At 41.4% G+C, this 25303-nt stretch carries 23 protein-coding genes and 1 pseudogene; 11 read left to right on the top strand and 13 right to left on the bottom strand.

Annotation, left to right across the window (positions count from 1 at the left end):
• Positions 1–8: 8 nt before the first annotated feature.
• Positions 9–629 carry a hypothetical protein gene (locus GNF10_RS06875; protein ID WP_185581645.1) on the bottom strand — a complete coding sequence of 207 codons (621 nt, stop codon included), beginning with the start codon at positions 627–629 and terminating at the stop codon, positions 9–11.
• Positions 630–1645: 1016 nt separating this feature from the next.
• Here GNF10_RS06875 and GNF10_RS06870 point away from each other — a divergent pair.
• Complete coding sequence (locus GNF10_RS06870; RefSeq protein ID WP_179074149.1) at positions 1646–2074, top strand: hypothetical protein; 429 nt, start codon at positions 1646–1648, stop codon at positions 2072–2074.
• Between the two features lie 202 nt (positions 2075–2276).
• Positions 2277–2510, top strand: coding sequence for a DUF3134 domain-containing protein (locus GNF10_RS06865; RefSeq protein ID WP_114082879.1), 234 nt, complete (start codon positions 2277–2279; stop codon positions 2508–2510).
• A 119-nt stretch (positions 2511–2629) separates the two neighbouring features.
• Here the strand turns inward: GNF10_RS06865 and GNF10_RS06860 are convergent, their stop codons facing one another.
• Entirely contained in the window at positions 2630–3901 is a 1272-nt protein-coding gene (locus tag GNF10_RS06860) for a murein transglycosylase A (protein WP_185586726.1), read from the bottom strand.
• Positions 3902–3987: 86 nt separating this feature from the next.
• A complete protein-coding gene (locus GNF10_RS06855; protein WP_185586725.1) occupies positions 3988–5343 on the bottom strand; it encodes a proton extrusion protein PcxA in 1356 nt (451 codons plus the stop codon).
• A gap of 78 nt (positions 5344–5421) precedes the next feature.
• Between GNF10_RS06855 and GNF10_RS06850 the strand changes: the two genes are divergently transcribed.
• A complete protein-coding gene (locus GNF10_RS06850) occupies positions 5422–7620 on the top strand; it encodes a recombinase family protein (protein WP_185586724.1) in 2199 nt (732 codons plus the stop codon).
• Between the two features lie 248 nt (positions 7621–7868).
• Here GNF10_RS06850 and GNF10_RS06845 read toward each other — a convergent pair.
• Positions 7869–8303: pseudogene (locus tag GNF10_RS06845) on the bottom strand (YidH family protein); the annotation flags it as partial.
• 171 nt (positions 8304–8474) lie between these two features.
• Between GNF10_RS06845 and msrA the strand changes: the two are divergent.
• The gene (msrA, locus tag GNF10_RS06840) at positions 8475–9143 is read left to right on the top strand and encodes a peptide-methionine (S)-S-oxide reductase MsrA (protein ID WP_185586722.1); all 669 of its coding nucleotides are present in this window, start codon (positions 8475–8477) and stop codon (positions 9141–9143) included.
• A 136-nt stretch (positions 9144–9279) separates the two neighbouring features.
• Here the strand turns inward: msrA and GNF10_RS06835 are convergent, their stop codons facing one another.
• From GNF10_RS06835 to GNF10_RS06815, 5 genes are all read right to left on the bottom strand, one after another.
• Positions 9280–10473 (bottom strand): serine/threonine-protein kinase, encoded by a 1194-nt coding sequence (locus GNF10_RS06835; protein WP_185586721.1) that lies wholly within the window; start codon positions 10471–10473, stop codon positions 9280–9282.
• Positions 10474–10516: 43 nt separating this feature from the next.
• On the bottom strand, positions 10517–11611 hold the full coding sequence (rfbB, locus tag GNF10_RS06830; RefSeq protein ID WP_185586720.1) for a dTDP-glucose 4,6-dehydratase: 1095 nt from the start codon (positions 11609–11611) through the stop codon (positions 10517–10519).
• A 52-nt stretch (positions 11612–11663) separates the two neighbouring features.
• Positions 11664–12659 (bottom strand): glycosyltransferase, encoded by a 996-nt coding sequence (locus GNF10_RS06825; RefSeq protein ID WP_185586719.1) that lies wholly within the window; start codon positions 12657–12659, stop codon positions 11664–11666.
• A gap of 89 nt (positions 12660–12748) precedes the next feature.
• On the bottom strand, positions 12749–13450 hold the full coding sequence (locus GNF10_RS06820; protein ID WP_185586718.1) for a DUF6391 domain-containing protein: 702 nt from the start codon (positions 13448–13450) through the stop codon (positions 12749–12751).
• A gap of 447 nt (positions 13451–13897) precedes the next feature.
• Positions 13898–14161 carry a helix-turn-helix transcriptional regulator gene (locus tag GNF10_RS06815; protein WP_012410583.1) on the bottom strand — a complete coding sequence of 88 codons (264 nt, stop codon included), beginning with the start codon at positions 14159–14161 and terminating at the stop codon, positions 13898–13900.
• 363 nt (positions 14162–14524) lie between these two features.
• Here GNF10_RS06815 and GNF10_RS06810 point away from each other — a divergent pair, with 363 nt between their 5' ends.
• Positions 14525–15502 (top strand): carbohydrate kinase, encoded by a 978-nt coding sequence (locus GNF10_RS06810; RefSeq protein ID WP_012410582.1) that lies wholly within the window; start codon positions 14525–14527, stop codon positions 15500–15502.
• On the opposite strand, the gene GNF10_RS06805 is transcribed toward GNF10_RS06810, so the two are convergent.
• Genes GNF10_RS06805 through GNF10_RS06795 form a run of 3 tightly spaced genes read right to left on the bottom strand, consistent with a single transcriptional unit; the run spans position 15499 to position 17916 of the window.
• The gene (locus tag GNF10_RS06805) at positions 15499–16263 is read right to left on the bottom strand and encodes an HIRAN domain-containing protein (protein ID WP_185586717.1); all 765 of its coding nucleotides are present in this window, start codon (positions 16261–16263) and stop codon (positions 15499–15501) included. The two genes, GNF10_RS06810 and GNF10_RS06805, sit on opposite strands and share 4 nt — an antisense overlap.
• Positions 16260–17195 carry a HipA-like protein gene (locus GNF10_RS06800; RefSeq protein WP_185586716.1) on the bottom strand — a complete coding sequence of 312 codons (936 nt, stop codon included), beginning with the start codon at positions 17193–17195 and terminating at the stop codon, positions 16260–16262. The genes GNF10_RS06805 and GNF10_RS06800 overlap by 4 nt, the downstream gene beginning before the upstream one ends.
• Before the next feature lie 43 nt (positions 17196–17238).
• Positions 17239–17916 carry a polysaccharide deacetylase family protein gene (locus GNF10_RS06795; RefSeq protein WP_185586715.1) on the bottom strand — a complete coding sequence of 226 codons (678 nt, stop codon included), beginning with the start codon at positions 17914–17916 and terminating at the stop codon, positions 17239–17241.
• A 195-nt stretch (positions 17917–18111) separates the two neighbouring features.
• On the opposite strand from GNF10_RS06795, the gene GNF10_RS06790 reads away from it, so the two are divergent.
• The 3 genes from GNF10_RS06790 to GNF10_RS06780 all read left to right on the top strand — a co-directional run bounded on the left by GNF10_RS06790 (position 18112) and on the right by GNF10_RS06780 (position 21205).
• Entirely contained in the window at positions 18112–18942 is an 831-nt protein-coding gene (locus GNF10_RS06790; RefSeq protein WP_185586714.1) for an RnfABCDGE type electron transport complex subunit D, read from the top strand.
• A 20-nt stretch (positions 18943–18962) separates the two neighbouring features.
• The gene (locus GNF10_RS06785; protein WP_185586713.1) at positions 18963–20339 is read left to right on the top strand and encodes a DUF2330 domain-containing protein; all 1377 of its coding nucleotides are present in this window, start codon (positions 18963–18965) and stop codon (positions 20337–20339) included.
• Between the two features lie 215 nt (positions 20340–20554).
• On the top strand, positions 20555–21205 hold the full coding sequence (locus tag GNF10_RS06780) for a sigma-70 family RNA polymerase sigma factor (RefSeq protein ID WP_185586712.1): 651 nt from the start codon (positions 20555–20557) through the stop codon (positions 21203–21205).
• 143 nt (positions 21206–21348) lie between these two features.
• On the opposite strand, the gene GNF10_RS06775 is transcribed toward GNF10_RS06780, so the two are convergent.
• Positions 21349–22275, bottom strand: coding sequence for an alpha/beta fold hydrolase (locus GNF10_RS06775; protein WP_185586711.1), 927 nt, complete (start codon positions 22273–22275; stop codon positions 21349–21351).
• Positions 22276–22598: 323 nt separating this feature from the next.
• Between GNF10_RS06775 and GNF10_RS06770 the strand changes: the two genes are divergently transcribed.
• The 3 genes from GNF10_RS06770 (at position 22599) to GNF10_RS06760 (ending at position 25102) form a co-directional block, all read left to right on the top strand.
• Positions 22599–22751 carry a lmo0937 family membrane protein gene (locus GNF10_RS06770; RefSeq protein WP_185580531.1) on the top strand — a complete coding sequence of 51 codons (153 nt, stop codon included), beginning with the start codon at positions 22599–22601 and terminating at the stop codon, positions 22749–22751.
• Positions 22752–22841: 90 nt separating this feature from the next.
• Positions 22842–23726 carry a shikimate dehydrogenase gene (locus tag GNF10_RS06765; RefSeq protein ID WP_185580532.1) on the top strand — a complete coding sequence of 295 codons (885 nt, stop codon included), beginning with the start codon at positions 22842–22844 and terminating at the stop codon, positions 23724–23726.
• A 173-nt stretch (positions 23727–23899) separates the two neighbouring features.
• On the top strand, positions 23900–25102 hold the full coding sequence (locus tag GNF10_RS06760; RefSeq protein WP_185580533.1) for an alpha/beta hydrolase: 1203 nt from the start codon (positions 23900–23902) through the stop codon (positions 25100–25102).
• Positions 25103–25303 lie beyond the last annotated feature (201 nt).

Raw genomic sequence — 25303 nt, 5'->3', positions numbered from 1 at the left:
TATCTGAATTATTTACTGCTATCGCCAATTACAAAGCGTGTGAGTACATCAGCAATAGTAACAGCAACAACGACTAATAGGGGAGTTCTGGCTATGCTTTGCCAATCTTCATCTTTACGCACTGCGTTGATCACACCAACCAGGGAGATTGCAATATATAGTAAGTAAATCGCCCGCAACACATTAAATATCAAACTTACAGCTGTGTTGCTACCACCACTATTGGTTGTTGAACCATCACTTAAGGTTTTTTTGAAAAACTTTTCAGCTTCCCCAAAAAACTGTGCTTGGGCAGGGGCTGCAAAACAGTCTAACCAATAAAAACTCAGGATGATGGCTGCTGCTAGAATTTGCAATAATATTAGCGATCGCCTGGGTAAATGAAACTGCTGCCCAATTTGCTGGGTGATGAGTGCAATTAAACTACCAACGAGTAAACAAAAGAGCAGGATAGGACTTTTTAGGCTGATAACGCTTACAAGTACAGCACAAGCAATCAAAAAAGGTATAGATTCAATCAGAATGAATAAACTGGATTTCAGTCCTAGTCTTAACTTATGAGATCCTTTGACAGCGCTACCATTTAAAGCTTTGAAAAAGTTTCTCTTGTGAGAACTTTGTCTAGACATTTGCTAATTTTCCTATGGTGTACTTGAGGGCTAGTTGTCTAAAAGTTTACATCTACTTAGAACTTAACATGATTGAACATTCATTTGTAATAGAATTATGAAGTTCGTAGTAAAGTCTTACATTATATACAAACTATTAATAATTTAAATTAATAAAATATTAATTTTGGTTTAATAAGGTAAGTATGCATGGTTTGAGAAACTAGGTTTCAAGCTTTAAACCATAACTGCCATAGTTCTCCTAAACTCTTTCTATATCAGTGCTTTTGCCTCAATTAGAGGCTGGGGAATCCAGTAGAAACGCGAGCCAATGCTTGAGCGCGTAGTTACAAGTTCTATAGAAAACATTTTATTCCTCCAAGTAACCTTTTTGTGAGGTGTTATCTTTTTCTTGTATATTACAATTTACGACATATTTGTTACAAATTTACCCCAGTTTCTAACGTATCCCACTGGTAAAAGGCTTTGGGAATACTTTTGCAGATGATGTTATACCAATAATTCTCTCAGCTATTGCCAATCCACTCAATGGGTTCAGTAACAGTCCTGGAAATAATTTATTCGGATTCTTAGATGAGATGATGCGATCGCACTAACTATTCATCCTGTGTGTTTTCAATTATCTAAAAATCGGAATTGAATACAACTTAATGCTGTTGTTGACCTTGCATCTATGGGTCAGACATAGTTGAAAAAAGTTCAACCGTCAACTATGTTATGATAAAATAGTTGAGAAATATTTTCGGTCATGTAACTGACTATGTAGACACCTCTCCGAATCTAAATCTCTACAAACTTTGCTTCTGGAGGTGTTTTTTGTCAGTTTATATTGCAAATTTATCCTTTAAAGATGAAAGTCTTTAAGGATTGCAAAAATTGAAATTTTTAGTGAGTAGAACTGTATTGCAATACCTGGCGTGAAACGGATACCTCTCACTTTCAAAAAATATGCTAAAAAGAACGGACAAGTTTAGTGTGTCACAAACACAGACAACATACGGATAGTACTTAAACTTATGCCAACGGATATAATTACTCGTCCTGAGTCCCTCACAGAAGATTGTTTCTTTACTTACGCCCTTGGGACTGATTTGCATGATACTAATTCCACAGCCAAATATTTACGCAGGATCAGAAAAGAAGATAAACCTTATATCGATATAGCCGTTTCTCCCAGACCTGGCTATCGGTTTGAGGTTTGTCTTATCCCTGTTGAAGGGTTCGCTCAAGAAACAATCTTGACAAAAGATGGGTTCGCCAAAGCTTTAGCGATTATTTGTGCTGTATCTAACAAAGCTAGAAAGCGATTTCCTTCTGGAAACGGACAAGAGATTGTCCGGTGTCAATTTAGCAACTTAGCTGATGCAGTCGCTGTAGCGAACAGATTGTCTGCATTGCCCTCTGATATGTATGAAACTCTCGCCAAGGTACCAAATGCTTTGTGAGATTGTGTCCGCTTTAAGATTTATGATTAAGGCTGACGCAAAGACATTTTAATGGTAAGTAAGTAGACGGACAAGAGAATAAAAAACTCAATAGTTCATATTTTATTTGTTCATAAAAGTCTTGCCTAACGAGCCTTTTAACCTTAAATGTACAATTTTTTGTTTTTGTACAGCGATCCATAATTCAAAGTGAGTCTTTTTTATGCCTATTAGTCCTTTACGTGAAGAACCTCGTAACCAACGAGCGCCTGTAATTCGTACAAGTAATGAATTTATTCTTTTGGAATGGCTAAAGTCAACTGGTCGTCTAATCGAGCGTGAACATCAAGAATCTGAGTATCTAAATGAAGTAGAAGAAATTTCAGAAATGATTGACCTTGATGATATCCCTTACGATCATGACGATGATGATGGTGATATGGATATAGAAGCGTAATTCGTAATTCGTAATTCGTAATTCGTAATTACCCTAAGCGTTTGATTAATGCCGAAAGGCTAAGAATCCCGGCTTTTTTTTAAGAAGTCGGGATTCTTAGTATGAAAATGCGAGTGGGTTTAATTTTTGGACTTGAGTAGTAAATAAAATAATTGTCCATTGCTGACTGTGACACCAGCGCGATCGCCTGCTAATTTCCCAGTACCTAAAAAATAATCTACCCTACCTGCACCTTTAATTGCGCCGCCAGTATCTTGGTCAAGAACATAGCGGCTAACGATACGCTCCTCCAGTTTTCCGGTAGGATTAGCGAAAGGAATAGAAGCGCGAATCAACGCTAAAGCACCAGGAGGCATAAGAGATTTATCTGTAGCGATAGAACGCTCTGCTGTTAGGGGTACGTTGATTGAACCTTGAGCTGGTTCACCGTGATTTTCTTGAAAAAAAACAAAACTGCGATCGCGCGGAATATAAATATTTAATTCTTGGGGATGCTTTTGGAAATAGTCGAGAATAGTTGGCATAGTTACACCGTCTAGTGGTAATTTGCCATCATTGATTAATTCTCGCCCAATACTTTTGTAGTTATAAGCGATATTACCCGCATAGCCGATTGTTGTCTGAGTACCATCGGGAAGCTGAAGTCGCGCCGAACCTTGAATTTGAGCTAAATATGGTTCAAGGCGATCGCGAAACCAAAACAACTCTAATTCTCGTAATTTCCCTTTTGCACCTTGTAAACCATCTGCTCCTTCTAACTCCTCTCGTGTTGGATGCGGCTTAGGCCAAGAGTTTAAATCAGGAGGTAATCGATAAACAGGATAGCGATATTCTGGTGTGGGGACGCGACTGGCTGCGTAAATCGGTTCATAATAGGCGGTGAATAAAACAGAACCTTGGTTATCTTTACCGACTGACTGGTAAAGAACAAATTCTCGCTCGATGGCTTGATGTAATTCTGTTGCAGAATTAGTTGTCAAGACGAGTTCGCGGAATCTTTTCAAGCTTTTGAAGACGCGATCGCGTGTAATTCCAACCACCTGGTAGTTCTGATAAGCAGTCGTAGCATTAGCCGTTTGCAAGTATTGGAGACTCCGAGCGATCGCGCTCAATAGCGCCTTTTTGTCTGGTATTTCTCCATAGAGAAGTTCATCCAAGCAAGATGTATCACCTTGACAACAAGTAACTGGTAATCTCTTAATTAATGGTGCTTTTTGGTTTTCAGCAGTCAATGAAACTGGTATATCCCACTTTTTCACCTGACATTCAGGCGGTCTAAGCTCCTGATGCGCGAAAGATTGTATTCGCACCAGGAAAATCGACAAAAAGACAGGTAAGCCAATAGCGATAAATTTGCTAAACTTTTCTAACTCAGCAAGTGTCTTTTTCATCAAAATTCAAAGTTTTTGAGATTATCCCACTTCCCTCAAATTCAAAAACCAAATAATTTAGCTCCCAATTCCCTATTCCCTATTCCCTATTCATTCATATTACGATAAGTCGCAACTGCCGAAGGCGATATCCGGTTCAAATATCGGAATATCCAATATTTGAAAATGGTATCTAAAATCACTGGGAATGTAGCAATAAATAAGAAAATAAAATCCCGATTTGCTGGTAATCCCCAATGACGTGATACACCTTCTAGCAGTACTTCCCAGCCATGAGGAGAGTGGAAACCTACAAATATATCAGTAAATAAAATGATGATAAATGCCTTGGCACTATCACTAAGTCCATAGACAATATTATCAAAGAAATCTTTGACTACAGCAATAGAAGACTTGCTAACAAGCAAAAGCCAGATAAAAGCAACAACTGAGAACATATCTGCAAAAACATTTTTGATCGCATTAGAGCTTTCTTGACGAAATTCTTCAGCAAGCTCTAAAGCCTTGTTTGTCATTTTAACTTCCATCTGTTCAGACGAAAGTGGAGGAGCATTTATAATGAGATTTTCAAACTTGAGTTTTTCTTCAAATCTTTCTAATTTTTCAAGAGCTTCCTCTTCCATTTCTGAGTTGATAAATATCTGCATCTGATCGCTACTTCTAAAATGCTCAACAGATGGCCCAACGACAAAAGCTTTTGCTATCTGATGCGTCAAAAGTGGTATGATAATTAATAGTAAAATAAACCTGATAGATATTATTGTTCTTCTTTGAGTTTGACGAAAATTCTGAATTACTTCTTTTTCCGAATTAGGATCTAATTCAACTTGCAGACGAGTGATAGTACTTAAAATAGAACGGGGTAGAACGCCTGTAGTATCTACTTTACCCTTTGGTTTTGGTTTTTTCTCTGAGTGTTGAGTTGGTATTTTGGGTGGTAACGTTGGAGTATTGACGGGCAGCAATTTGTCATCAGATATGGCAGATTTAATTGGTAGATTTTGAGGTTTGACTGCTAAAGCATTAGAAGTTATTTGATCGGAACTTATGGTGTATTTAGATATAATTTGATCGATAAAGTTTAGCTTTTCCAAAACCAAAGAAGGACTGGGATGTTCTATACCTGCTTTCTGAGCAGCTTTTTGATTCTCTTCATTTAGAAACCAACGGCTTGCTCTAAACTCTGTCAGCCGCATCTTAGCAATTTTTAAAAGCTTGTTAAGGTCTGACTCAAAATAATCCATCACGCTGTTACTGTACGTGGCTGAACCAATGTCTATTTTATTACCATTAAAATGCTTATCTTCTATTTCCTTAATCTTTAATGCTGCATCGTAAGCTTCATGTAAAGAACGTTCAGGAGTCTGTAAGTACCATCGATAAGCAGCAAGTAAAAAAGAATAGATTTTTTGGCTAAAAACAGAATTTTTCATTGGAAACAATCATCCAGCATTATTTGGTGATTCTTAACCTTAAGTTAACCCACGAGGTATATTAGCAAATCTACAAGGAGAAAGTTTGTGGTTTCTCATTCAGTTTGGATTGTTGGCACTAGTCGCACTGGTAAGACGGCTCGCTTGGTAGAGCAATTTTGTAGTTGGGTACAACCTGAGAAGCAGCATACTGAATTATTTTATACTAATAAACAAGCACGTAAAAAAGGCGAGCGTATACCCGAATTTTTATATCTTAAACAAACAGAGCCAGGAGTTTTAGTCTTAGCTGCTAATGATGATAATCGCCGAGAGTTGGGAGATATTATTGTTACATCCACATTGGGGAAATATCCGGTACGTGCCAAGACACCGCTAGGCTTTTTCCAAGATGAGGTTATTTTATTTTGGCCGTTGCTAATTAACTCATTGAACCTGAAGGCCCAGTTTCCGGTAAGGTTACGGCCAGAAACGGAACAAGAGTTAGCAACCAAACTCTGGCGTTCCCAATTAAACGAAGAAATTTTACGAGTTGCGGGAGTGAATGAGTCGCGCTTGGTGCGTCGCATTTTAGACTTATTGCAATTAGCTGCTTACAGTGGTGTACATTGCGAAGATATTGCCCAGATTCTGACAAGGGGTCTGGGGGAAAATACTACAACTTTAGAGCCGGAATTTTTGGCATCTTTGCTCATTGATTGGCGTAACTGGTGTTTAGAGAGGGGGTTACTAACTTATGGCATTATTACCGAACTCTATAGTCAATATTTATTAAGCGATCGCAACTACCAACAGCACCTAACTAAACGCTATCAAGCAGTATTGGCAGATGATGTTGACGATTATCCTAGCGTAGCGCGTCTTTTGTTTGAATTGCTATTAGATCAAGGGGCAATTGGCGCGTTTAGCTACAATCCTGACGGTGCAGTGCGATTGGGATTGGGAGCAGATCCCAAATATTTAGAAGGGTTAGCAAAGCGTTGTCGGGTAGAAATCTTAAGCGAGCCGCCTCCAGAGTCTCTGGGAGAACAAGCTAAACAGATGGTGGAATTAGTCACAGAACCAATGGTGTTGGTTAGTTTACCTGAGATTGTGCATTCCATTCAAACCACCTCCCGCGCTCAACTATTGCGACAAACAGCAGAGGTAATTGCTGATGCTATCCAATCGCAGCAAGTACAAGCAGAAGAAGTAGCGATTATTGCACCAGGTTTAGATGCGATCGCTCGTTATACTCTAGTAGAAATCCTCGTCAAGCAAAACATCCAAGTAGAATCGCTCAATGACCAACGTCCCCTAATTAGTTCACCCGTCATTCGCGCCTTACTCACCATGCTGGCACTAGTTTATCCCGGCTTGGGTCGCCTCGTAGATCGGGATGCCGTGGCAGAAATGTTAGTTGTCTTGAGTAGAAAGCAACAACTACCAGAAAACAGTACAGACGCGATTCATAGCATTTCCAGTAGAGACGCGATGAATCGCGTCTCTACCAATATTGATCCGGTACGCGCTGGTTTGATAGCAGATTACTGCTTTGTACCCCATCCCGATCGCCCCAACTTGCTACCAGTGTCAGCCTTCGAGCGCTGGGATAGAATCGGCTATGCGGCGACTACAGCCTATAATGAGATATTGGAGTGGTTAGAACAGCAGCGATCGCAACAAGAACTGCGGTTAATTCCCAGTCCCATTTCCCTATTAGACAGAGCAATTCAGCGCTTCTTGTGGAATGGTAGCAATCTTCCCTACGAACAACTAGCAGCACTGCGGGAATTATTAGAAACCGCCCAACACTACTGGGAAATTGACACCAGGTTACGACAAATTGCCCCAGTTGAGACAACGCCTCACACAACTATTATCGAATTTATTCAATTACTGCGACGCGGTACAATCACTGCCAACCCTTACCCTGTACGCCCTATTGGTGGAGCCAGAAAGTCCGTCACCTTAGCAACTATATTTCAATATCGGTCTAGCAGGCGATCGCACCGTTGGCATTTTTGGCTGGATGCTGGTTCACCTCTTTGGGCCAAAGGTGGCGCAGCGACGTTATTTGGTGCGCCGTTTTTCCTGCAAGATAGGTTAGGCGAACCTTGGACAGCAGAAGATGAGAAATTGGCAGAAGAAGAACGACTGCGGAGGATCTTGACAGATTTACTTTCTCGTGTATCCGAGAGAGTTTATTTATGTCACAGCGATTTAGCCGTAAATGGACAAGAACAATTAGGGCCGCTGTTACCTTTGGTGAATGCTTGTGTAACAGTTATTTCTGAGGCTAAGTAAGTTGGTGTGAAAAACACTAGGTATGTTACGAAACGTAAATAGGCTTAAAATCCTTACTAATGACAAAGGGCAGCCTTAGCCAGTTAGCTTTAATTTCGCCGACCTACTCACTGCTAATTAAGTGTCTTTTGCTTTGGCAAGGCTTAGATCCCCGACTTCTTTAAGAATTCAGGGATCTTATTATAATATATCTGTTTGTATTTAGTAGTAATTGTCCCCTTTTTAATATTGAACTTTGGGGTTGAACTTTGAAAATTTCGAGACTGTGGTTGAGTCGGAAAAGGAGAGCGAGGAAGGACTTTATCACGCCTTAAGAGCAAAGGAATACTGAGAAGTCCCAAAACAATTACTACTCCAGTCATTATCCAAACGATGATCCTATTTGGTTTATAATCTGCTTGTTCAATTTGCCAGAAAACTTGGTTGTATCGCCACGCGGCTAATGCAACAACCAAAATTCCAAAAACTACTAAAGCAACACCCAAATTTTCCGAGTTAGATAATGGATTTAGCCTAGTTTCTTGTTGAGTAATAGCAATATTTAGCTGTTGCAGAAATATACCAAATCGCGCAATAGCAAAACCAAAACCAATCAATGAAATAGAAGTACGTAGCCAAGCTAGAAAAGTACGTTCGTTCGCTTGATGCTCCCTTTGACGATCAATTTTTGGTATTTTATCCATGAGTACTTCTGACGATTACTTACTCTTGAAAAGTATTCATAATGATGAATAGCATGGACTAGCACCACAAGGTCAACACAAGCCGATCAGGACTTAAGAGAAAACCCCAAGCGATCGCAAGAATCTTTACAATAGTAAATAAGGTAAAGATATATATCAGAGTCAAAATCAATGGCACTATTCGGATTTGGCAAAAAGCAAGTTATGCCCACACCAGAAGAAGCTTTGTCAGGAAGGGCACAGTCTATGCCAGTACCTGCTGCTCATTATGTCAACAAGAATCCTTTAAAAGCTCCTTATCCCGATGGATTAGAGAAGGCAATTTTTGGCTTGGGCTGTTTTTGGGGTGCAGAACGCAAATTCTGGCAACTTAAAGGAGTTTACACCACCGCAGTGGGTTACGCTGCTGGATTTACACCCAACCCCACTTATGAAGAGGTATGTAGTGGGCGAACCGGTCACAATGAAGTGGTGTTGGTTGTGTTTGATCCCAAAATAATTAGTTATTCTGAACTGCTCAAAGTCTTTTGGGAAAGCCACAATCCTACCCAAGGGATGCGCCAAGGTAATGATGCTGGCACTCAATACCGTTCGGGAATTTATGTATATTCTGAAAGCCAAAAGCAGCTAGCAGAAGCATCGCGAGAAGCTTATCAGCAAGCTCTCAATAGCGCAGGTTATGGCAAGATTACTACAGAAATCTTAGATGCACCTGAGTTCTACTACGCAGAAGACTACCATCAGCAATACCTGGCTAAAAATCCTAATGGGTATTGTGGTTTAGGAGGGACAAATGTTTCTTGTCCCGTAGGTGTAGTTGAATCACAAGTAAGCGGTTAGAAAGAAGCAAGGGGAAAAGGGGCAGGGGAGAAATCAATTCACAATTCAAAATTCAAAATTCAAAATTCAAAATTAAAGAACTTCTGACCCCTCTTTCCCAATTCCCCATTCCCCATTCTCAATTCCCAATTCCCAACTAAAATGCAGCTTTGAGCAAAGCGATCGCTCGAACCCACAGCATAATACTAATAGGCGCTCCAATTAGAATACCAGCGATCGCCCAGCCTCTTTGATGGGCTTTGAATTGTTCAATACTGCGCCACTGCCTACTTTTCCAAGCCCATTCATTGCCTTTGGCACCGAGTGCGATCGCCATTAACCACCAACCATGTGGTACAAAACAGAATAGCCCATACCATACCTGATTCGGCCACATCCACAACCAAGGCATGAGAAATGCGCCCCAGTTCCAACCAAGAATTTCCTCTGGGACTGTTTCATTTTGATTACTTATGCCGCATCCAGAATTGTTAATTATTTCTCTTAACGGTAAAAGCTGACTTCTGTTTGCAGATTTCACAGCTAGACCAGATTTGAGAGCATTCAGCGCTTGGCGAGCATCAGGAAATCGTTGTTCGGGAGCGGGTTCTATTAACTTTTGTAGCCAACTGACAAAACTGGGACTGAGATTAACTCGGTCTGCAAATTGCAGTCGCAAATCCTGCTGAGGTAAATCAGAGGGGCAAGTCCCAGTCAGCAAATGAATCAGAGTCGCACCCAGTGCATAGAGGTCTGAAGCTGGAACTGCTCGACCACCAAATTGTTCCATTGGGGCATAACCATAAGTACCCACAACGGTGAAAGTAACGCCTTCTCTTGCTGCTTTATCTTGAACTGCGCCAAAATCAACCAAATAAATCCGATTATCTTCGCCCCAAATTAAATTACTCGGTTTTATATCTCTATGTAACACCCCTGGATTTAACTCATGTAGATACATGAGAATATTTAAAATCTCACCGGCGATTTTTCTCGCTCGCTTTTCACTAAACCTTTTGCCAAGAGCAAGTTTTTCTTTAAGCGATTCACCAGGAATATATTCTTGTATTAAGCCAAACCAGAGAGTGCGATCGTCGATACAAAAATAATCTATATATCTAGGAATGCGGGGATGACTTATTGTTTTAAGAATTTGTGCTTCCCTCTCAAAAAGTTTTAAATCATCCCACTGTATAGTACCGCCAAAGGCTAAAAGTTTGACCACAACGGTCGAATTTTCGCCATCAGAGGCTTGTAAATCCTTTGCAAGCCAAGTTTGACGAATTCCATTGTTACCAAGTTGGTGTTGGATTTGATAACGATCTTGTAATATCTGTTCTGGTTGCAGCATCTTACACCTGCTGGCAGTTTACGCCGATCTGATTCCCTTATATTCAAGGATAGTCATTATCTAGAGAAATTGTGGGAATGAGATAATTTTTGCGATAGTAAGCTTGATATTCTGCAGACAGCAGAGGTTCCCACCAATCACGATGATTGAGATACCATTCAACAGTTAAACGTAAACCCTCAGCAATCGTTACAGAAGGTGTCCAACCAAGCTGAGTTTTAATTTTGTTTGCATTAATCGCATATCTCCTGTCGTGTCCCTGTCTATCCTTGACAAAAGTAATCAACTCCTTTGCTGGACGTACTGGTAAATCAGGTGCTAATTCATCCATCATTTCACACAAAAGCTGCACCAGGTTGAGATTTTCCACCTCATTGTTGCCACCAATATTGTAGGTTTCCCCTGGTTGGCCATGATTGATTACCACATCCAAAGCACGACAATGATCGACCACATAAAGCCAATCCCGCACATTTTTACCATCGCCATAAACAGGTAATGGTTTACCTATTAAAGTGTTGATGCACATTAGCGGAATTAGCTTTTCGGGGAATTGATAAGGCCCGTAATTATTAGAGCAATTTGTGATAATGGTGGGAAGTTTATAAGTATGATAATAAGCCCTGACTAAGTGATCGCTACCAGCTTTGGAAGCTGAATAGGGACTATTAGGAGCGTAAGGTGTCGTTTCCGAAAAAGCCGCATCATCTGGGCCCAAACTACCGTAGACTTCATCAGTCGAAACGTGTAGGAAACGATAATCAGATGGCTGTGCTTTAGCCTCCCAATATTGGCGAAAAGCTTCCAGCAGCGTGAAAGTTCCCACCACATTAGTTTGCACAAAAGCCGCCGGCCCAAGAATCGAACGATCAACATGAGATTCAGCAGCAAAATGGGCGATAGTATCTATATTTTCAGTTGATAATAGGTTGTCTATGATGGTGCGATCGCAAATATCCCCCTGCACAAACCGAAAATTGTCTCTTCCTTCAACCAGCGCCAAATTGAGACGATTCCCCGCGTATGTAAGCGCATCCAACACCACCACCCGGTCATCTGGATAAACCTGACACCAGTGATGGACAAAATTCGCCCCAATAAACCCCGCGCCCCCAGTAACTAATAACCGCCGACTCATTCAATTTCCTCTCTTATCTCTGTGTTCTGTGCGCCTCTGTAGTGCGTTTCTATTACTTAAAATATTTCTTCCTCAACTTTCCATATATTCTCTGAGCGAGTAATTTTGCCTTACGTATTCTCGTCAAGCTCTTAATATTAGATGGCTGTTGGATCTTGTGATCGAAAAACTCATTTAACTCATCCAGAATAACTTGGAAGCGCTTAATAATATTTTCAGTCCGATGCTCGGTGAAAAAATCTTCAGATAAACTAAAAGCTGCTGAAGAATCAATCACTTTTAGAATACGTTGCACATCATATTCTTGAGAATATCCAGCAATTTTATAGCAATTAAATCCAGGATCTAAGTAATCTGCCAGTCCTCCGTTAACACTAGAAAATACTTGACAGCCACAGGCAAGAGCTTCCATTGGTTGTAGACCAAAGCCTTCACTAACGCCCTGCTGTGCCCAGTACTCAGCCGAATCATAGAGGTAAACCTTAGCTCGGTTAAATAGTCCGGGTAAATCCTCTATGTATGAATCAACAACCAATACTTTACAACGTTTTTGCAACGCTGGAATCAATTCTTTAATTAAATACTCAGAAGATTTTCGAGCCTGGACTAAAACATCAATATCCCGTTCCAGACCTAAATTTTGAAACTCATCAGAAATTTGATTGGGCAAATAATAAATCAGAGAATTAGGTGATTTTTCTCCCCAATATCCCATTGTATAGCGGCTAACAGTAACAATCGGAATACTCGCAGGTAGTCTAAATGGATAACCTGCACTATGTGCATGGTAAACCACATTGTATTGCTTAAGTTTAGCCACGAGTTGAGCTATATCAAATCCCCAACTAATGACAAAAATTACATCATTTAAATTTTTCTCTTTTAGTAAATCATCAATAAAAAGCTTATCTTTTTCTCGCTGACGGTAAGTTACAACATCAGCACTACAGAAATTCTGAGCCAGATTAAGTGCTTTTAACTCAGCCCAAAGACCACCACAGGCAAATTTGCCATCTGTACCGGGGAGTAAGAAGTAAAGTTTTCTCATAATTTTATTTATTTAAGGAATTGGGAATTGGGAATTGGGGAGAATAACATTACCTATTTCCCCCTTGCCACCTTGCCCCTTGCTCCCTCTCATTCTTGCCAACCCACTTTAACAAAATGTGCGTCACGCCCCCAAACGTCGCGTGTACGGGTAATATTTTCAATTGCTAGGTTAAAAGGAATTGCTGTTGTTAGGTAACGCTGGGCCATAAAACCTAAATCAGGTGCGAGTTCAGCGGCTGTCGTCGCTGCTAACCCCAAACCTATAAGTTGCTCGATTGGCCGAAATGGTAGTAACAGATGTACACCAACAGCTAGTCCAGCTGTTAAGAGCATTGCTACCGATAAATTTGTGCCGCAACGGGGATGTACAGCTAAATCCCATTCTCCATTTGTAAGGCGATGTCGAGCAAGTGCTACCGCACGCCGCAAATCACTAATATTTACTTCACCATAAAGGTAAAATCCATGCTCAGTAGACAAACCGCCTAATAGTTCATTATCTGGTTGAACGTTAGTAGCTTTTCCTTTAGCAGGTTGGGCACTTTGTGAATCACTAAGAACCCAAACAGTAGCGTGTTCTAAGGCGTGAACTTGCCGGATCATCAAAATTTCTTTCAACCCTGGAATAAATGATAGCTGCCTGAGTAGGTCAGCATCTTGTGTGGGTTGCGGAAAGTCTAAGGCACGGTATTCTGGGTTCGGAACTTTTTCAGATACAGGTGCCCTAAGATCAAAGTTAAAAAAATCAAAGGGAGACGAGCCACCCTGAAAAGAAGCAGAAGTATTCATTGGAACACCACTCTCCAAGCCGATGGAGCAATATAGATTTCTCTCAAATGTAACGCTTGCACTACTGAATTGTTGCTAATTTTTATGGTTGATTGTTGAGCTTGGGTATCAAGTATGGGGCATTGGGCATTGAAAAGAGGCAGAGGGGCGGGGTGCTGCTCTTGCTGAGGGGAAAACTTTTCTTCCTTGCTCCCTGCTCCCTCGCTTCTTCTCCAGTCCTACATCTGTTCTGCTGAATGTGGAAAGGAATTCTTTAGTTATATGTTTCCGAGTCCGAGGGTCAGCTGGCTCCACTAACATAAACTCCGGCTGAGTGAAGGACTCGGAACTTTTGGTAGAGCGTTCACACTGAAAACTTAGGCGTGAGGAGGGAAACAATCAGTCAACCTCAAAATTGGCTTGCAATTCTACCAGACCATAGCAATTACGTTGCTACTAGTAAATTGTTTATTCGATCTGGTTAGGGAGAAGACAGCAATTGACATCATTTAAGCAGACTTTGCCCCACTGTAAGGCCCAGCGGACAAGAGCTACTCGATTTTCGGTCTCAGTCTTGGTCAGAATATTGCTGATATGGTTATCAACTGTACGCTTGCTAATCTCCAGTTTACCTGCAATCTCTTGGTTAGTTAAGCCAGCGGCCACTAGGTCGATAATTTGCAGTTCTCTGTCTGACAGACTAACGGGGGTCTCAGACTTGCCACCAGCCATGACTATTTCTATCCTCCTTTGGTATATCTACTTAATCACTCTTTTTAATTCTAGAAGATTCTTTTGTTGGTAGGGGTTTCAAGTATTAGCAGTAACACTATTGTCAATATTTTCTTTGGATTTCAAGTTGGCAAGAATATAAATCATGACAATATATAAGTATTATACGACACTTGTTTTTGTCTACACTCTAGTATAAATATTTAGATGGTTTCGGCGGTAATTAGAAGCATATAGATGTTATGGAGTAATAAAAATTGCTATTTAATTCTATGAAGAACTGGCGACAAATTAGCAAAAATTGTTGTAGATTTTATACTGTAAATTCTTAATCCAAAATCGAAATCTCAAATCTAAAATGAAATGAGCAATTCCCGTGTTTTGTGCCTCGGTGAAATTTTGTTTGATTGTTTAGCCGATCAATTAGGGTTAAAGCTGGAAGAAGTTAAATCCTGGACTCCCTATCCAGGAGGGGCACCAGCTAATGTAGCCTGTGCTTTAGTCAAGCTGGGGACGACAGCAGGATTTATCGGAGCCGTTGGTGAAGATGAACCAGGAAATGCACTGGTCAAGCTATTACAAGATGTAGGTGTAGATACGACTGGGGTACAACGCCACCCTACAGCACCAACGCGGCAGGTTTATGTTACACGGGATCTGGCTGGCGATCGCACCTTCGCTGGATTTGGTCAGTATGACACCGCAGAATTTGCCGATACTCGCTTGCAAGCCAAACAATTGCCAGATGCGCTGTTTCAAGAGGCAGATTTTCTGGTTTTGGGTACTTTGGAATTAGCCTATCCTGAAAGTGAACAGGCAATTTACCGCGCCCTAGAGTTAGCAGAACATTACGATCTGAAGATTGTCCTAGATATCAATTGGCGGCCTGTATTTTGGGACGAGCCAAAAATTGCTCATCAAAAAATTCCAGAATTATTTAAGCGAGTAGATTTTCTCAAACTCTCCAAAGAAGAAGCTGAATGGCTATTTGAAACCGCAGATCCTGGAGCCATTACTTACCGCTTGGCTTCAATTGAAGGAGTATTAGTAACAGATGGTGAAAACGGTTGTACTTACTGTCTGGGTGAGAACGAAGGCAAATTACCTTCCTTTTCCATCCCCGTAGTTGATACGACTGGTGCAGGAGATAGCTTTTTGGCAGGATTCATCCACCAGTTGAGCCATTACGGCATCCACAGCTTGCGGGATGCTGAAACTGCAAAACGCATCGTCACTTATGCCAGTGCTGTTGGGGCACTAACTACCATTAAACCAGGCGCGATCGCTTCCCAACCAACAGATGCTGAAGTTGAAGCTTTTCTAGCCTCACATCAACTTTAGGAACTAATATAAGCCACTGGGATATCAGCCGCCAAAGGCTGATATTCCCGACTAGAAAATGGGCGAAAATTATTATGCCATTCTGCGGTCATATTGCATAATAAACGTAGTTGGAGAGGAGTTGGTGCTGGATTAACGCGCTCAACATGTACCTTTACAAGTTCAGGATTTTTGCTCTTGAGTTTAAAAACATCGTCCACAATATACCGAGGACAATAACCTACGATGTAATGATCCTCAGTACATAAAAGCAATGCACGTGGGTCATGGGGATTTTGAAATTCGTTAGCTAAATATAAAAGCTCACCCGTTTGTAATTGACTAATTCGTTCCATTGCACAAGCGGGAAAGTGCCGCACACCGTGTGCAAAAAAATGGATATGGTATAAACCATTGTCATTTGGCTCTGGGCAGGGGAAGACTTCAAAATTATCCGTTACTTTGCGCCCACCACTACGAGCAAGAATAGTAATTGGCTCATCCTCATCATGAGGGATATTTAGCCACTCAATATAATTTTTATAATCGGGGCGAGAACGTCGCATTAATCGATTGGAGAACAAGGGAAACAATTCAACTGATGTGTATACTTCCTTGAAGTCGGGAAAAGAGATCAATGGTTGAAACCCACACTTGACTTGAGCTTCTGTAGCACCATACGTGTAAATAAACTGGTATTTAATATTATCAAAGGTTAATCGACCAATGGGAAACCAAGCACGACTTTTCGGATCTTGCCAAGCTAAAAACAATGTTTTCATAGTAGGGTGTCTTGCAGTTTCAGTAGCCTGCTTTGATTGAATTCTAATATTTTCTGTGCAAATTCAATTGCTGTTTGCGATATGCGTTCTGATGGGATACGCCTACAAATATCTAACGTATCATTGCTTGACACCCTTGCTAAATTATCCAACCATACTCTTGCTGCATTTGGATAACGCTGTTGAGCTTCACGAAACGCATCAACAGCCTTGAGAGGTTTTCTATCATCAACACTAGCATAAAGTACAGAATTACATTTTTCCGCATACCCCGCGACAGATTTATTGTTAAGCTTTAAATGTCGTTTTTCATCTAGCAATTCCCTACCCATGCTAGAGGCATGGTCATAAGTTGGTGCTAAATAAATTTTCTCTTCCAAACTGATGACAGCCCAGTTTTCATGGTGTCGATCAGAGTTGCCTATCCAAGCATCTAACAATAAGTATCCAACAAAAGTATGCACGGCAGTCATAATGCCATGCGGTGGTGTCCAATTGAGAGGCAGATTTACCGAAGAATCTCCAATAGCATTAAATACAATATCGATTGTGTGTTGAGATGGGTTTTTTGAGTATTTTGGATAGTTAGACACTACTCCCGCTAGAATCTCGTTGCCAAGGGTAAGCCTACTAAGGGGAACCCTTTCCTCTTCAGGTACACTTTTATCTTCAGGTAAAAATGATGGTGAAATAGTTCCTCTCTCGCTATTAAATGTAGCTAGTTCATAATCAGCATGGGGTAGCTCTAGTAAATCGGACAACTCAGATGCAATCTTCTCTGACCAATCTTCTCCTGTATTTGGTCTAGCTTTCTTGTAGAGACAAAGACCTAAATCCTGGTGATGGAACCAGAACTTTTCTTTTGTTCCCAAATCCTCAATATCCTCAGGAGCATCTGGGGGAACCTCAATGATAGGAAAATGCTTTGCCATAATTTATCTTGAAATCTTCCCAACAAGTTGCTGAAATCCCCATTTACTCAGTCTTAGCTTGCTGCCATAGAGTATCAACAGTTACAAACTCATAACCTTGTTGTAGCAGTTGCGGAATGAGAATTTGGATTGTGGCAGCAACATCTTGTCCACCGCAAGCACCATCATGTAAGACAATCAAAGAACCATTTTTGACCTGCTGCATAATTCGCTCTACCACAGTGGTGATCCCTGGTCGTACCCAATCTTCTGGTACAACGCTCCACATAACTGAACGGTAATTCCACTGGGAAAACAATTTTAAAGTAGCAGGTGTAAATAAACCATTGGGGGGACGGACATCCCTTACTTGTTCGGGTTGTAGATTGCAGGCATTGTAGATGGCAACTTGGGTTTTTTCTAAACTATCCTTCAATTCATTGAGGGAAAGCATGGGAAAAGAGCGATGATCGTAGCCATGCAATCCGATCCAGTGGCCGCGATCGCTAACAGCTTTGGCGATCGCTGGTGAACGGTTGACGCAAACACCCAACCAAAAAAAACTAGCTGTAATGTTGTAGCGATCCAATACTGCCAAAACTTCGGGTGTGTATTGAGGATGGGGCCCATCATCAAACGTTAATGCGATCGCTTTAGTATGGGGATTTCCACCCCAAAGGCAATTGGGAAAACTCGGTTGGAGAATGCGATAGAAAATTGGGAACAGAGGAGCTAGCTGCATTTGCGTTTATCTGCTGCTGACAACTTTTTATAGGTGTTGCTTGCGAAACTACGATGTCTGCGACAAGTTCTTAAATGGTAATTTACATCTGGTAAGTCAGTCTTTGTAACAAAATCTGTAACAGGATTACTATTTGAGCTAGCACTCGTCTAGATTGATGACAAATCTACGGGTAATCCCGGTATTGAAGGATTAATGTTGCTCAAAGATATACGAGATTATCAAATTCTATTTCTCGGCTTGTTCCTAGTATTGGGAATCGGTACAAGAGATTGGACGCTGCGGCCAGAGTTAATTGGGGTAGCGATCGCCACAAGTCTAGCAACCCAATGGATATTGTCATTAGTGACTGGCAAAGAACAAATGGCAAATCTCCGCAGTGCTTTAATTACCTCTCTAGGACTGGGACTGCTATTGCGGGCTGATTGCTGGACGACAATGGCAATAGCCGCAGCAATTGCGATCGCTAGCAAATTTATCTTCCAAGTCGGCGATAAGCATTTCTTTAATCCTACCAATTTTGGCATCATATCTGCCTTGATTTTGACCCCCGATGCTTGGGTTTCACCTGGACAATGGGGTGAAGAGTGGTGGTATGGGCTATTATTTGCCGGCACTGGCGGCATGATTTTACAGCGCGTTGGTCGCTGGGACACCACAGCAGCTTTTTTAGGTTCCTACGCCTTGCTAGAGGCGATTCGTAATCTTTGGCTGGGTTGGACTTGGGATGTTTACTGGCATCGATTGATGAGTGGGTCTTTGCTGCTGTTTGCCCTATTTATGATTACAGATCCGCGATCGATTCCCAATTCCCGAATTGGGCGTGTAGTTTGGGCAATCTGCATCGCCGGATTAACTTTTATTCTGCGGAATTATTTCTTTATTTCCACAGCAGTTTTCTGGGCGCTGTTTGCCCTTGCGCCATTGACCATCCTGATAGATGTTCTCTGGTTAGCCCCAAGGTTTTCTTGGCAAGAAAGAGAAACAGATGTAGAGACATTGCAATGTAACGTCTCTCAACATTAAAAAAATAGAGGTATAAAATAATGAAATTTTTTCGAATTTTAACGCCATTATTGTTGGCAATCGTAGCTGTTTTCTGCTTTGCACCAGCAGCTTGGGCATTTTGTGGATTTTATGTAGCTAAAGCTGATACAAAACTGTATAACAAAGCTTCTCAGGTGGTGATAGCGCGAGATGGCGATCGCACCGTCCTAACAATGGCAAACGATTTTCAAGGCGAAGTTAAAGATTTTGCGATGGTAGTACCAGTGCCAACGGTGCTGCAAAAAGAACAAGTTCGTGTGACTGAAACTAAGATTATCGAACGCTTAGATGCTTTTAGTGCGCCGCGATTGGTTGAATATTTTGATCCAGATCCTTGTGCCCCAGTTTACCCCCAAGAATTATCAGCAGCACCAGCGCCAGCAGCAAGCAATGAGTCAGCGCGTAAGAGAAGCAGTGATGCTAGTTTGGGTGTAACAGTTGAAGCACGTTTCAACGTCGGCGAATACGACATCGTGATCCTTAGTGCTAAAGAATCTGGCGGGCTAGAAACTTGGCTCCAACGCAGTGGCTATAAAATTCCTAGAGGTGCGAAACAGTTACTAAAACCCTATATCCGCTCCTCAATGAAATTCTTTGTTGCCAAAGTAAACTTAGATAAATTCGAGAAATCTGGCTACCAGTTCCTTCGTCCGCTACAAATTTCCTACCAGTCACCCAAGTTCATGTTGCCGATTCGTTTAGGCATGATCAATGCCACGACAGAGCAAGATTTGATTGTCTACATCCTCTCGCCCCAAGGACAGGCAGAAATCACTAACTATCGGACGGTGAAAATCCCCTCTGACACAAACGTTCCCTTGTTTGTCAAAGATGAATTTGGTGATTTCTACAAATCAATGTTTCAAACTGCCTACACCAAAGAAAACAAGAAAGTTGGTTTTCTAGAATACGCTTGGAATATGAGTAGTTGCGATCCCTGTTCTGCCGATCCTCTAACCCCAGATGAGCTTAAGCAAGCAGGCGTATTTTGGCTAGATGATAATTCTGGAAGTAATGTACCAGTATCCCCACGCTTTCGTCGTCCCTTTCCAAACAGTAGCGTCTTCATCTCCCGATTGCATGTCCGTTACACCCGCGACAAATTCCCTGAAGACTTGATATTCCAACAAACTGCTAACAGTGAATTTTTCCAAGGGCGTTATGTTTTACAACATCCGTTCCAAGGAGAACTCAAATGTCAGGCGGGTAGAGAATATAAGCGGTCTTTGCCCAAGCGTTTTGAACAAGAGGCGCAAACTCTGGCTAAACTCACAAATTGGAAGATCCAAGACATTCGCAACAAGATGAAACTGAGTGTTGGTAATCTGACATATTCCTGGTGGGAAAATTTATTTTCTTGGCTGGGATTATATTAAGTCGACTGAGGACTGAAGAAGAAGCAAGGAGGTAGGGGAGACAAGGGGACAAGAGGTGAGAACTTGAAACAAGCCTTTCCCCTTGTCCCCAATTCTCCTTGTCCCCAAGTCCTCTTGCCCATTCCCCATTCCCAGCATTTTGATGAAAGGTAATTTTTTGTGGCGTTGTTATACGCAATACTTAAGATATTCTTGCTTTCTGCCTCAAGATTGTCATGGTTCAATTCGATGAACAGCTACGCCGCTTAGTTACCGAAGCCTGTGGACACCCACTTGGAAGTCCTCAGCGTCAGAAGCTGCTCACGCAAATTATTCGCTTGACAGCAAATAGACTCTGGAGAGAGGGTACTCCCTACTATCAAGATGCACTACAACAAACTTGGTTATATTTCTGCCGCAATGTTTGTGATGGCTTGACTGGTCAAATCTATGACCCCAATTATGGAAGTATCATCACCTGGCTAAATGCTTACCTAAAACGTAGACTACAAGACTTTTACATTAACCAGAACCGGGAACAAGCCACCACAGTGCCTCTTCGGGTTCGTCAGTCTACATCGGGTGGAACAAGCGAAACAATTGATCCTATAGATAACCTCCCCGCTAGCCCCCAAGCACCTCCCATTCTGGAAGACTTGGAAACATGGGCTCAGACCGATTCTGAAGGAGAACTGCGCCGTACTTGTATTAAAGGACGACCAGATGTGAATTGTCAGGTGTTAATTCTTAAACGCCTGCCTCCTGAAGTTAGCTGGAAAGAATTATCTGAGGAGTTTAGCTTGTCAATTCCGACGTTAAGCAGTTTTTATCAGCGCCAGTGTATACCACGTTTGCGTACATTCGCTGAATCGGAGGGATTGTTTTAAATAAGGAAGAAGGGGAGCCAGTTCGTTGCAAACTTTCCCAAAGATAAAAAGACCTCTCCCTGGTTTGACTACCTAAAATTTATCCTTCTCGGAATCGGAGAGGGACACACTTTAGTCAAGTTCAAGACAGTGAGAGGTTAGTATTAATTGTTGATAGACAAAACCCAGTCGCCTAAAAGTTGATTTACTCTATCCGGTACTTCATCATGGGGACAATGACCGGCTGTTAAAAAGTGTTCCCTGAGTTCAGGATAATATTGACGAAATTTTTGAGAACGTTCTCTAGCATTCATCCAAGGGTCAGCTTCTCCCCACAACATTAATAGAGGACAAGTTAATTGCTTTAGTAGCACATCAACTTTTTCCCCTTGAGGAGTGCTAAAGACTGAAACAAACACATCCAACGCACCAGGATCGTAAGCAGGGCGAGAAATTTCTTCTATTAATTGGTCTGTAATGGCACTCTTGTCAAGATAAACTTTTTCTAGAGTTTGGCGAATTACCCAACGTTGTCGCACGTACTGAAATAACAAAAACTGGGCTAAAGGTTGTTGAAAAATCCACTTAGTGCCGTCACCAAGAAGTTTTTGCAAATTAGCCGATTGTTTGGGAGGCTGAATTTCTGATTGTAAAGCTTCAGGCTCAGGTGTCGGCTGCCTTTCGCTAAAAGGCCCGGCGCTATTGAGTAAAACTAAACCAGCAGCACTGTCAGGACGCTGTGCTGCAACACACAAGCCAGCGTAGCCACCAAGGGAATTACCCGCTAATACTGCTTTTTGACCAATTACTTCACTGATAAAATCATGGAGTTGATCGCGCCACAAGTCGCCACTGTACTGCAATTTTGGTTTTGCCGATCGCCCAAATCCTAAAAGATCGATCGCAAATACTTCAAAATCTTGACACAATCCGGTGATATTCTTGCGCCAGTGGTCTGTGGAAGCACCAAATCCATGTACCAAAAGCAACGGCGGACGTTGCGCTTGCTTCTCTCCCGCACGCACATAGTAAACGTTGTGCCCACGCCACTGCCAATATTTACCAGGAATTGGGGCTGTAGTTGCCTGCATGATTCAAAGAATTGTTAAGTAGCTTTAATAATTGTAGTGTAGAGCAGAGGGTTAGCTTTTGACTTTTGACCCTTGACCTGAAAAGAAAAAGATACAAGCCCCTAAAATTATTTATGGGGATTGTAATTTTGAATTTTGAAAGTGCCGCTCCTGTATGGCATGAGTATATAAATCTAGCTATTCAAAAACAATAAATACTTTCAAATTACTTCTTAAGAAAGATGATTTAAATTTCCCAATCTATCTTCAGGTGATAGGATAAAACTCAAGTTAGACGATAAAATATCTGAACAAATAAAAATCACTTTACTAAAAGTAAATATATGTTAGGCATACTTTGGGGTATTGTTGTTGTACTGGTTGCTTTTTGGGCATTAGGATTATTACTTCATATTGCTGGAAATTTAATTCATGCAGTATTACTTATAGCGATTGCGCTTGCCATTTACAATTTTTTCAAAGCCCGTGATGTGTGAGAATTGGGTAAATATGTAGTGATAATAAAGACTGGAATCCTTGCGTTATAAGAATTTAGCAGGGAGAAATCACTACTGATTTATTGACAAATGGCAAATGACAAATTGATTACAGGTAAAACTAAACTGCTAGGGGTAATTGGACATCCGGTAGAACATTCGCTGTCGCCAGCAATGCATAATGCTGCGATCGCTAATTTAGGATTAGATTATGTTTATCTTCCCTTTCCCATAGCACCAGAGAATTTAGAAGTAGCGATCGCAGGCTTTGCCGCTATTGGTGTTGTCGGCTTTAGTGTTACAATCCCCCACAAACAGGCAATCATGCCCCTGCTCTCAGAAATTACTCCTCTTGCTCAAATGATAGGGGCTGTGAATACAGTTAGTCGCCAAAATAACCAATGGGTGGGGACAAACACAGATATAGAAGGATTTATCGCCCCTTTACAGACAACCTATAAGCAAGATTGGAGTCAGAAAATAGCAGTAATTTTAGGCAATGGTGGCGCAGCCAGAGCAGTTGTAGCAGGTTGTCACCAACTAGGTTTTGCCAAAATTCATGTTGTTGGGCGGAATGTGCAGAGATTACAAGAATTCCGCGATAGTTGGAGCAATTCACCTATAAGTGAAAATTTGCAAGTTCACCAATGGGAGGAACTTTCAAAGCTAATTCCCCAAGCTAATCTGCTGGTAAACACAACCCCCATAGGAATGTATCCCAAGGTTGATGAGTCGCCTTTGAGTGGAGAGGAAATAGCGAATTTACCAACAGGTGCGATCGCTTACGATTTAATATATATCCCTAAGCCGACGCAATTTCTAGAGCAAGCTGAAAAACAAGGTGCAATTGCCATCGATGGCTTAGAAATGCTAGTCCAGCAAGGGGTAGCAGCATTAAAAATTTGGTTGCAGCAAGAAAATGTTCCTGTAGAAGTAATGCGCCAAGCTTTGCAAAAGCATTTGGGTTTAAGTTGATAGAGAATTGAAGAAGGTAGGAGGCAGGAGGCAGGAATCAAAATTTCCTTGTGCCCTCTGCCCTTATTTATTGCTAACGGTAACGCCAAGGGCGAATGTTTGTGTAGCCGCGATATTCCATTCGCCAGGGCTAATTTATTTGCTTTGCAGTCATTATTACCGCATTCTAATTTATGTTTCCCAAACCCCAAATAGTTTTTTCATGGCTTGTATTATTACTAAGTTTTACAAGTCTATTTCTCAGTTCTTGGATTCTTCTTCCGGCTCCAAATATGTCTTTACTCACGCTAGCGGTGGGAGCGCCAGAAGTCAGTCCTTGGTTATTGTTATTAAATTCATTCTCTTTATTGCTTTCTTTTTTCTGCATTCGCCGCTATAAAATACGGCGTTTATCTTGCATTTTCAGTTCAATAGGATTGCTACTTTGTGTATGGGTGCTGGCAAATATTCCCCTGACTCAAATGCAGATGGATAAAGCAATGAAGCAAGGTTTGGGAACGGATTATCTAGAGCAAATTCCAGTCCAAGTAAGGGCTAAAATGCAAACCCATCCCTTTGATTTAGTTAATTCTTTTCGGGGTATTGCATTAGGTAAAATCCGTTATCAAAAAGATATTCTTTTTGCCTCTCCTGCGGGAGTGCCTTTAAAAATGGAAGTTTACCAACCTCCAGAGGCAGGGAAATATCCAGCAGTGGTAGTAATTTATGGTGGAGCTTGGCAATATGGAAACCCTCATGCCAATTCTGAGTTTAATCAATATATCGCTTATCAGGGATATACAGTATTTGCGATCGACTATCGACACGCACCTAAATATCAGTTTCCAACTCAGTTAGATGACGTGCGTACAGCCTTAAATTTTATTCGCAAAAATGCAGCAAGTTATGAAGCCGATCCAGAACGGATGGTACTTATAGGACGTTCGGCGGGAGCGCACCTAGCAATGCTAGCGGCTTATCAACCAGATGCACCACCCATTCGGGCTGTAATTAACTATTACGGGCCTGTTAACTTGCCTGAAGGATATAAAACGCCACCAGTTCCCGATCCTATTAACACCCGCGCTGTTTTAAAAGCATTTCTCGGTGGTTCATTAGAAGAATTGCCTAATCAGTATAAAATTGCTTCACCGATAAATTACTTGACGCACCCTTTACCACCAACTTTATTAATTTACGGCAGTCGTGACCATTTGGTGGAAGCGCGATTTGGCAGACAAATGTATGAAAGTTTACACAACTCTGGTAATACTGCGGTCTTTCTACAAATTCCTTGGGCAGAACACGCTTTTGACGCAGTTTTCAACGGTGTGAGCAATCAATTAGCGTTGTATCATACCGAGAGGTTTTTGGCTTGGGCGTTGTTTAAGCAATAATTTTATTAACATACAGCATCAATAAGAGCATAAAGACTCATTAACGAGTATCAAAGACTCATTAACGGAGTTCAAAGACTCATTAACGGAGTTCAAAGGCTCATTAAAGGAGTTCAAAGGCTCATTAACGGAGTTCAAAGACTCATTAACGGAGTTCAAAGACTCATTAACGGAGTTCAAAGACTCATTAACGGAGTTCAA

It is taken from the genome of Nostoc sp. UCD121 (assembly GCF_014222285.1).
Classification (GTDB): Bacteria; Cyanobacteriota; Cyanobacteriia; order Cyanobacteriales; family Nostocaceae; genus Nostoc.
This window is presented reverse-complemented; position numbering and strand designations above follow the sequence as displayed.

What these genes read in the sequence shown, in the direction of transcription:
- GNF10_RS06875 (WP_185581645.1), bottom strand. Translation starts at nt 629, where the DNA reads ATGTCTAGACAAAGTTCTCACAAGAGAAACTTTTTCAAAGCTTTAAAT.
- GNF10_RS06870 (WP_179074149.1), top strand. Translation starts at nt 1,646, where the DNA reads ATGCCAACGGATATAATTACTCGTCCTGAGTCCCTCACAGAAGATTGT.
- GNF10_RS06865 (WP_114082879.1), top strand. Translation starts at nt 2,277, where the DNA reads ATGCCTATTAGTCCTTTACGTGAAGAACCTCGTAACCAACGAGCGCCT.
- GNF10_RS06860 (WP_185586726.1), bottom strand. Translation starts at nt 3,901, where the DNA reads ATGAAAAAGACACTTGCTGAGTTAGAAAAGTTTAGCAAATTTATCGCT.
- msrA (WP_185586722.1), top strand. Translation starts at nt 8,475, where the DNA reads ATGGCACTATTCGGATTTGGCAAAAAGCAAGTTATGCCCACACCAGAA.
- GNF10_RS06835 (WP_185586721.1), bottom strand. Translation starts at nt 10,473, where the DNA reads ATGCTGCAACCAGAACAGATATTACAAGATCGTTATCAAATCCAACAC.
- rfbB (WP_185586720.1), bottom strand. Translation starts at nt 11,611, where the DNA reads ATGAGTCGGCGGTTATTAGTTACTGGGGGCGCGGGGTTTATTGGGGCG.
- GNF10_RS06825 (WP_185586719.1), bottom strand. Translation starts at nt 12,659, where the DNA reads ATGAGAAAACTTTACTTCTTACTCCCCGGTACAGATGGCAAATTTGCC.
- GNF10_RS06820 (WP_185586718.1), bottom strand. Translation starts at nt 13,450, where the DNA reads ATGAATACTTCTGCTTCTTTTCAGGGTGGCTCGTCTCCCTTTGATTTT.
- GNF10_RS06815 (WP_012410583.1), bottom strand. Translation starts at nt 14,161, where the DNA reads ATGGCTGGTGGCAAGTCTGAGACCCCCGTTAGTCTGTCAGACAGAGAA.
- GNF10_RS06810 (WP_012410582.1), top strand. Translation starts at nt 14,525, where the DNA reads ATGAGCAATTCCCGTGTTTTGTGCCTCGGTGAAATTTTGTTTGATTGT.
- GNF10_RS06805 (WP_185586717.1), bottom strand. Translation starts at nt 16,263, where the DNA reads ATGAAAACATTGTTTTTAGCTTGGCAAGATCCGAAAAGTCGTGCTTGG.
- GNF10_RS06800 (WP_185586716.1), bottom strand. Translation starts at nt 17,195, where the DNA reads ATGGCAAAGCATTTTCCTATCATTGAGGTTCCCCCAGATGCTCCTGAG.
- GNF10_RS06795 (WP_185586715.1), bottom strand. Translation starts at nt 17,916, where the DNA reads ATGCAGCTAGCTCCTCTGTTCCCAATTTTCTATCGCATTCTCCAACCG.
- GNF10_RS06790 (WP_185586714.1), top strand. Translation starts at nt 18,112, where the DNA reads ATGTTGCTCAAAGATATACGAGATTATCAAATTCTATTTCTCGGCTTG.
- GNF10_RS06785 (WP_185586713.1), top strand. Translation starts at nt 18,963, where the DNA reads ATGAAATTTTTTCGAATTTTAACGCCATTATTGTTGGCAATCGTAGCT.
- GNF10_RS06780 (WP_185586712.1), top strand. Translation starts at nt 20,555, where the DNA reads ATGGTTCAATTCGATGAACAGCTACGCCGCTTAGTTACCGAAGCCTGT.
- GNF10_RS06775 (WP_185586711.1), bottom strand. Translation starts at nt 22,275, where the DNA reads ATGCAGGCAACTACAGCCCCAATTCCTGGTAAATATTGGCAGTGGCGT.
- GNF10_RS06770 (WP_185580531.1), top strand. Translation starts at nt 22,599, where the DNA reads ATGTTAGGCATACTTTGGGGTATTGTTGTTGTACTGGTTGCTTTTTGG.
- GNF10_RS06765 (WP_185580532.1), top strand. Translation starts at nt 22,842, where the DNA reads ATGGCAAATGACAAATTGATTACAGGTAAAACTAAACTGCTAGGGGTA.
- GNF10_RS06760 (WP_185580533.1), top strand. Translation starts at nt 23,900, where the DNA reads ATGTTTCCCAAACCCCAAATAGTTTTTTCATGGCTTGTATTATTACTA.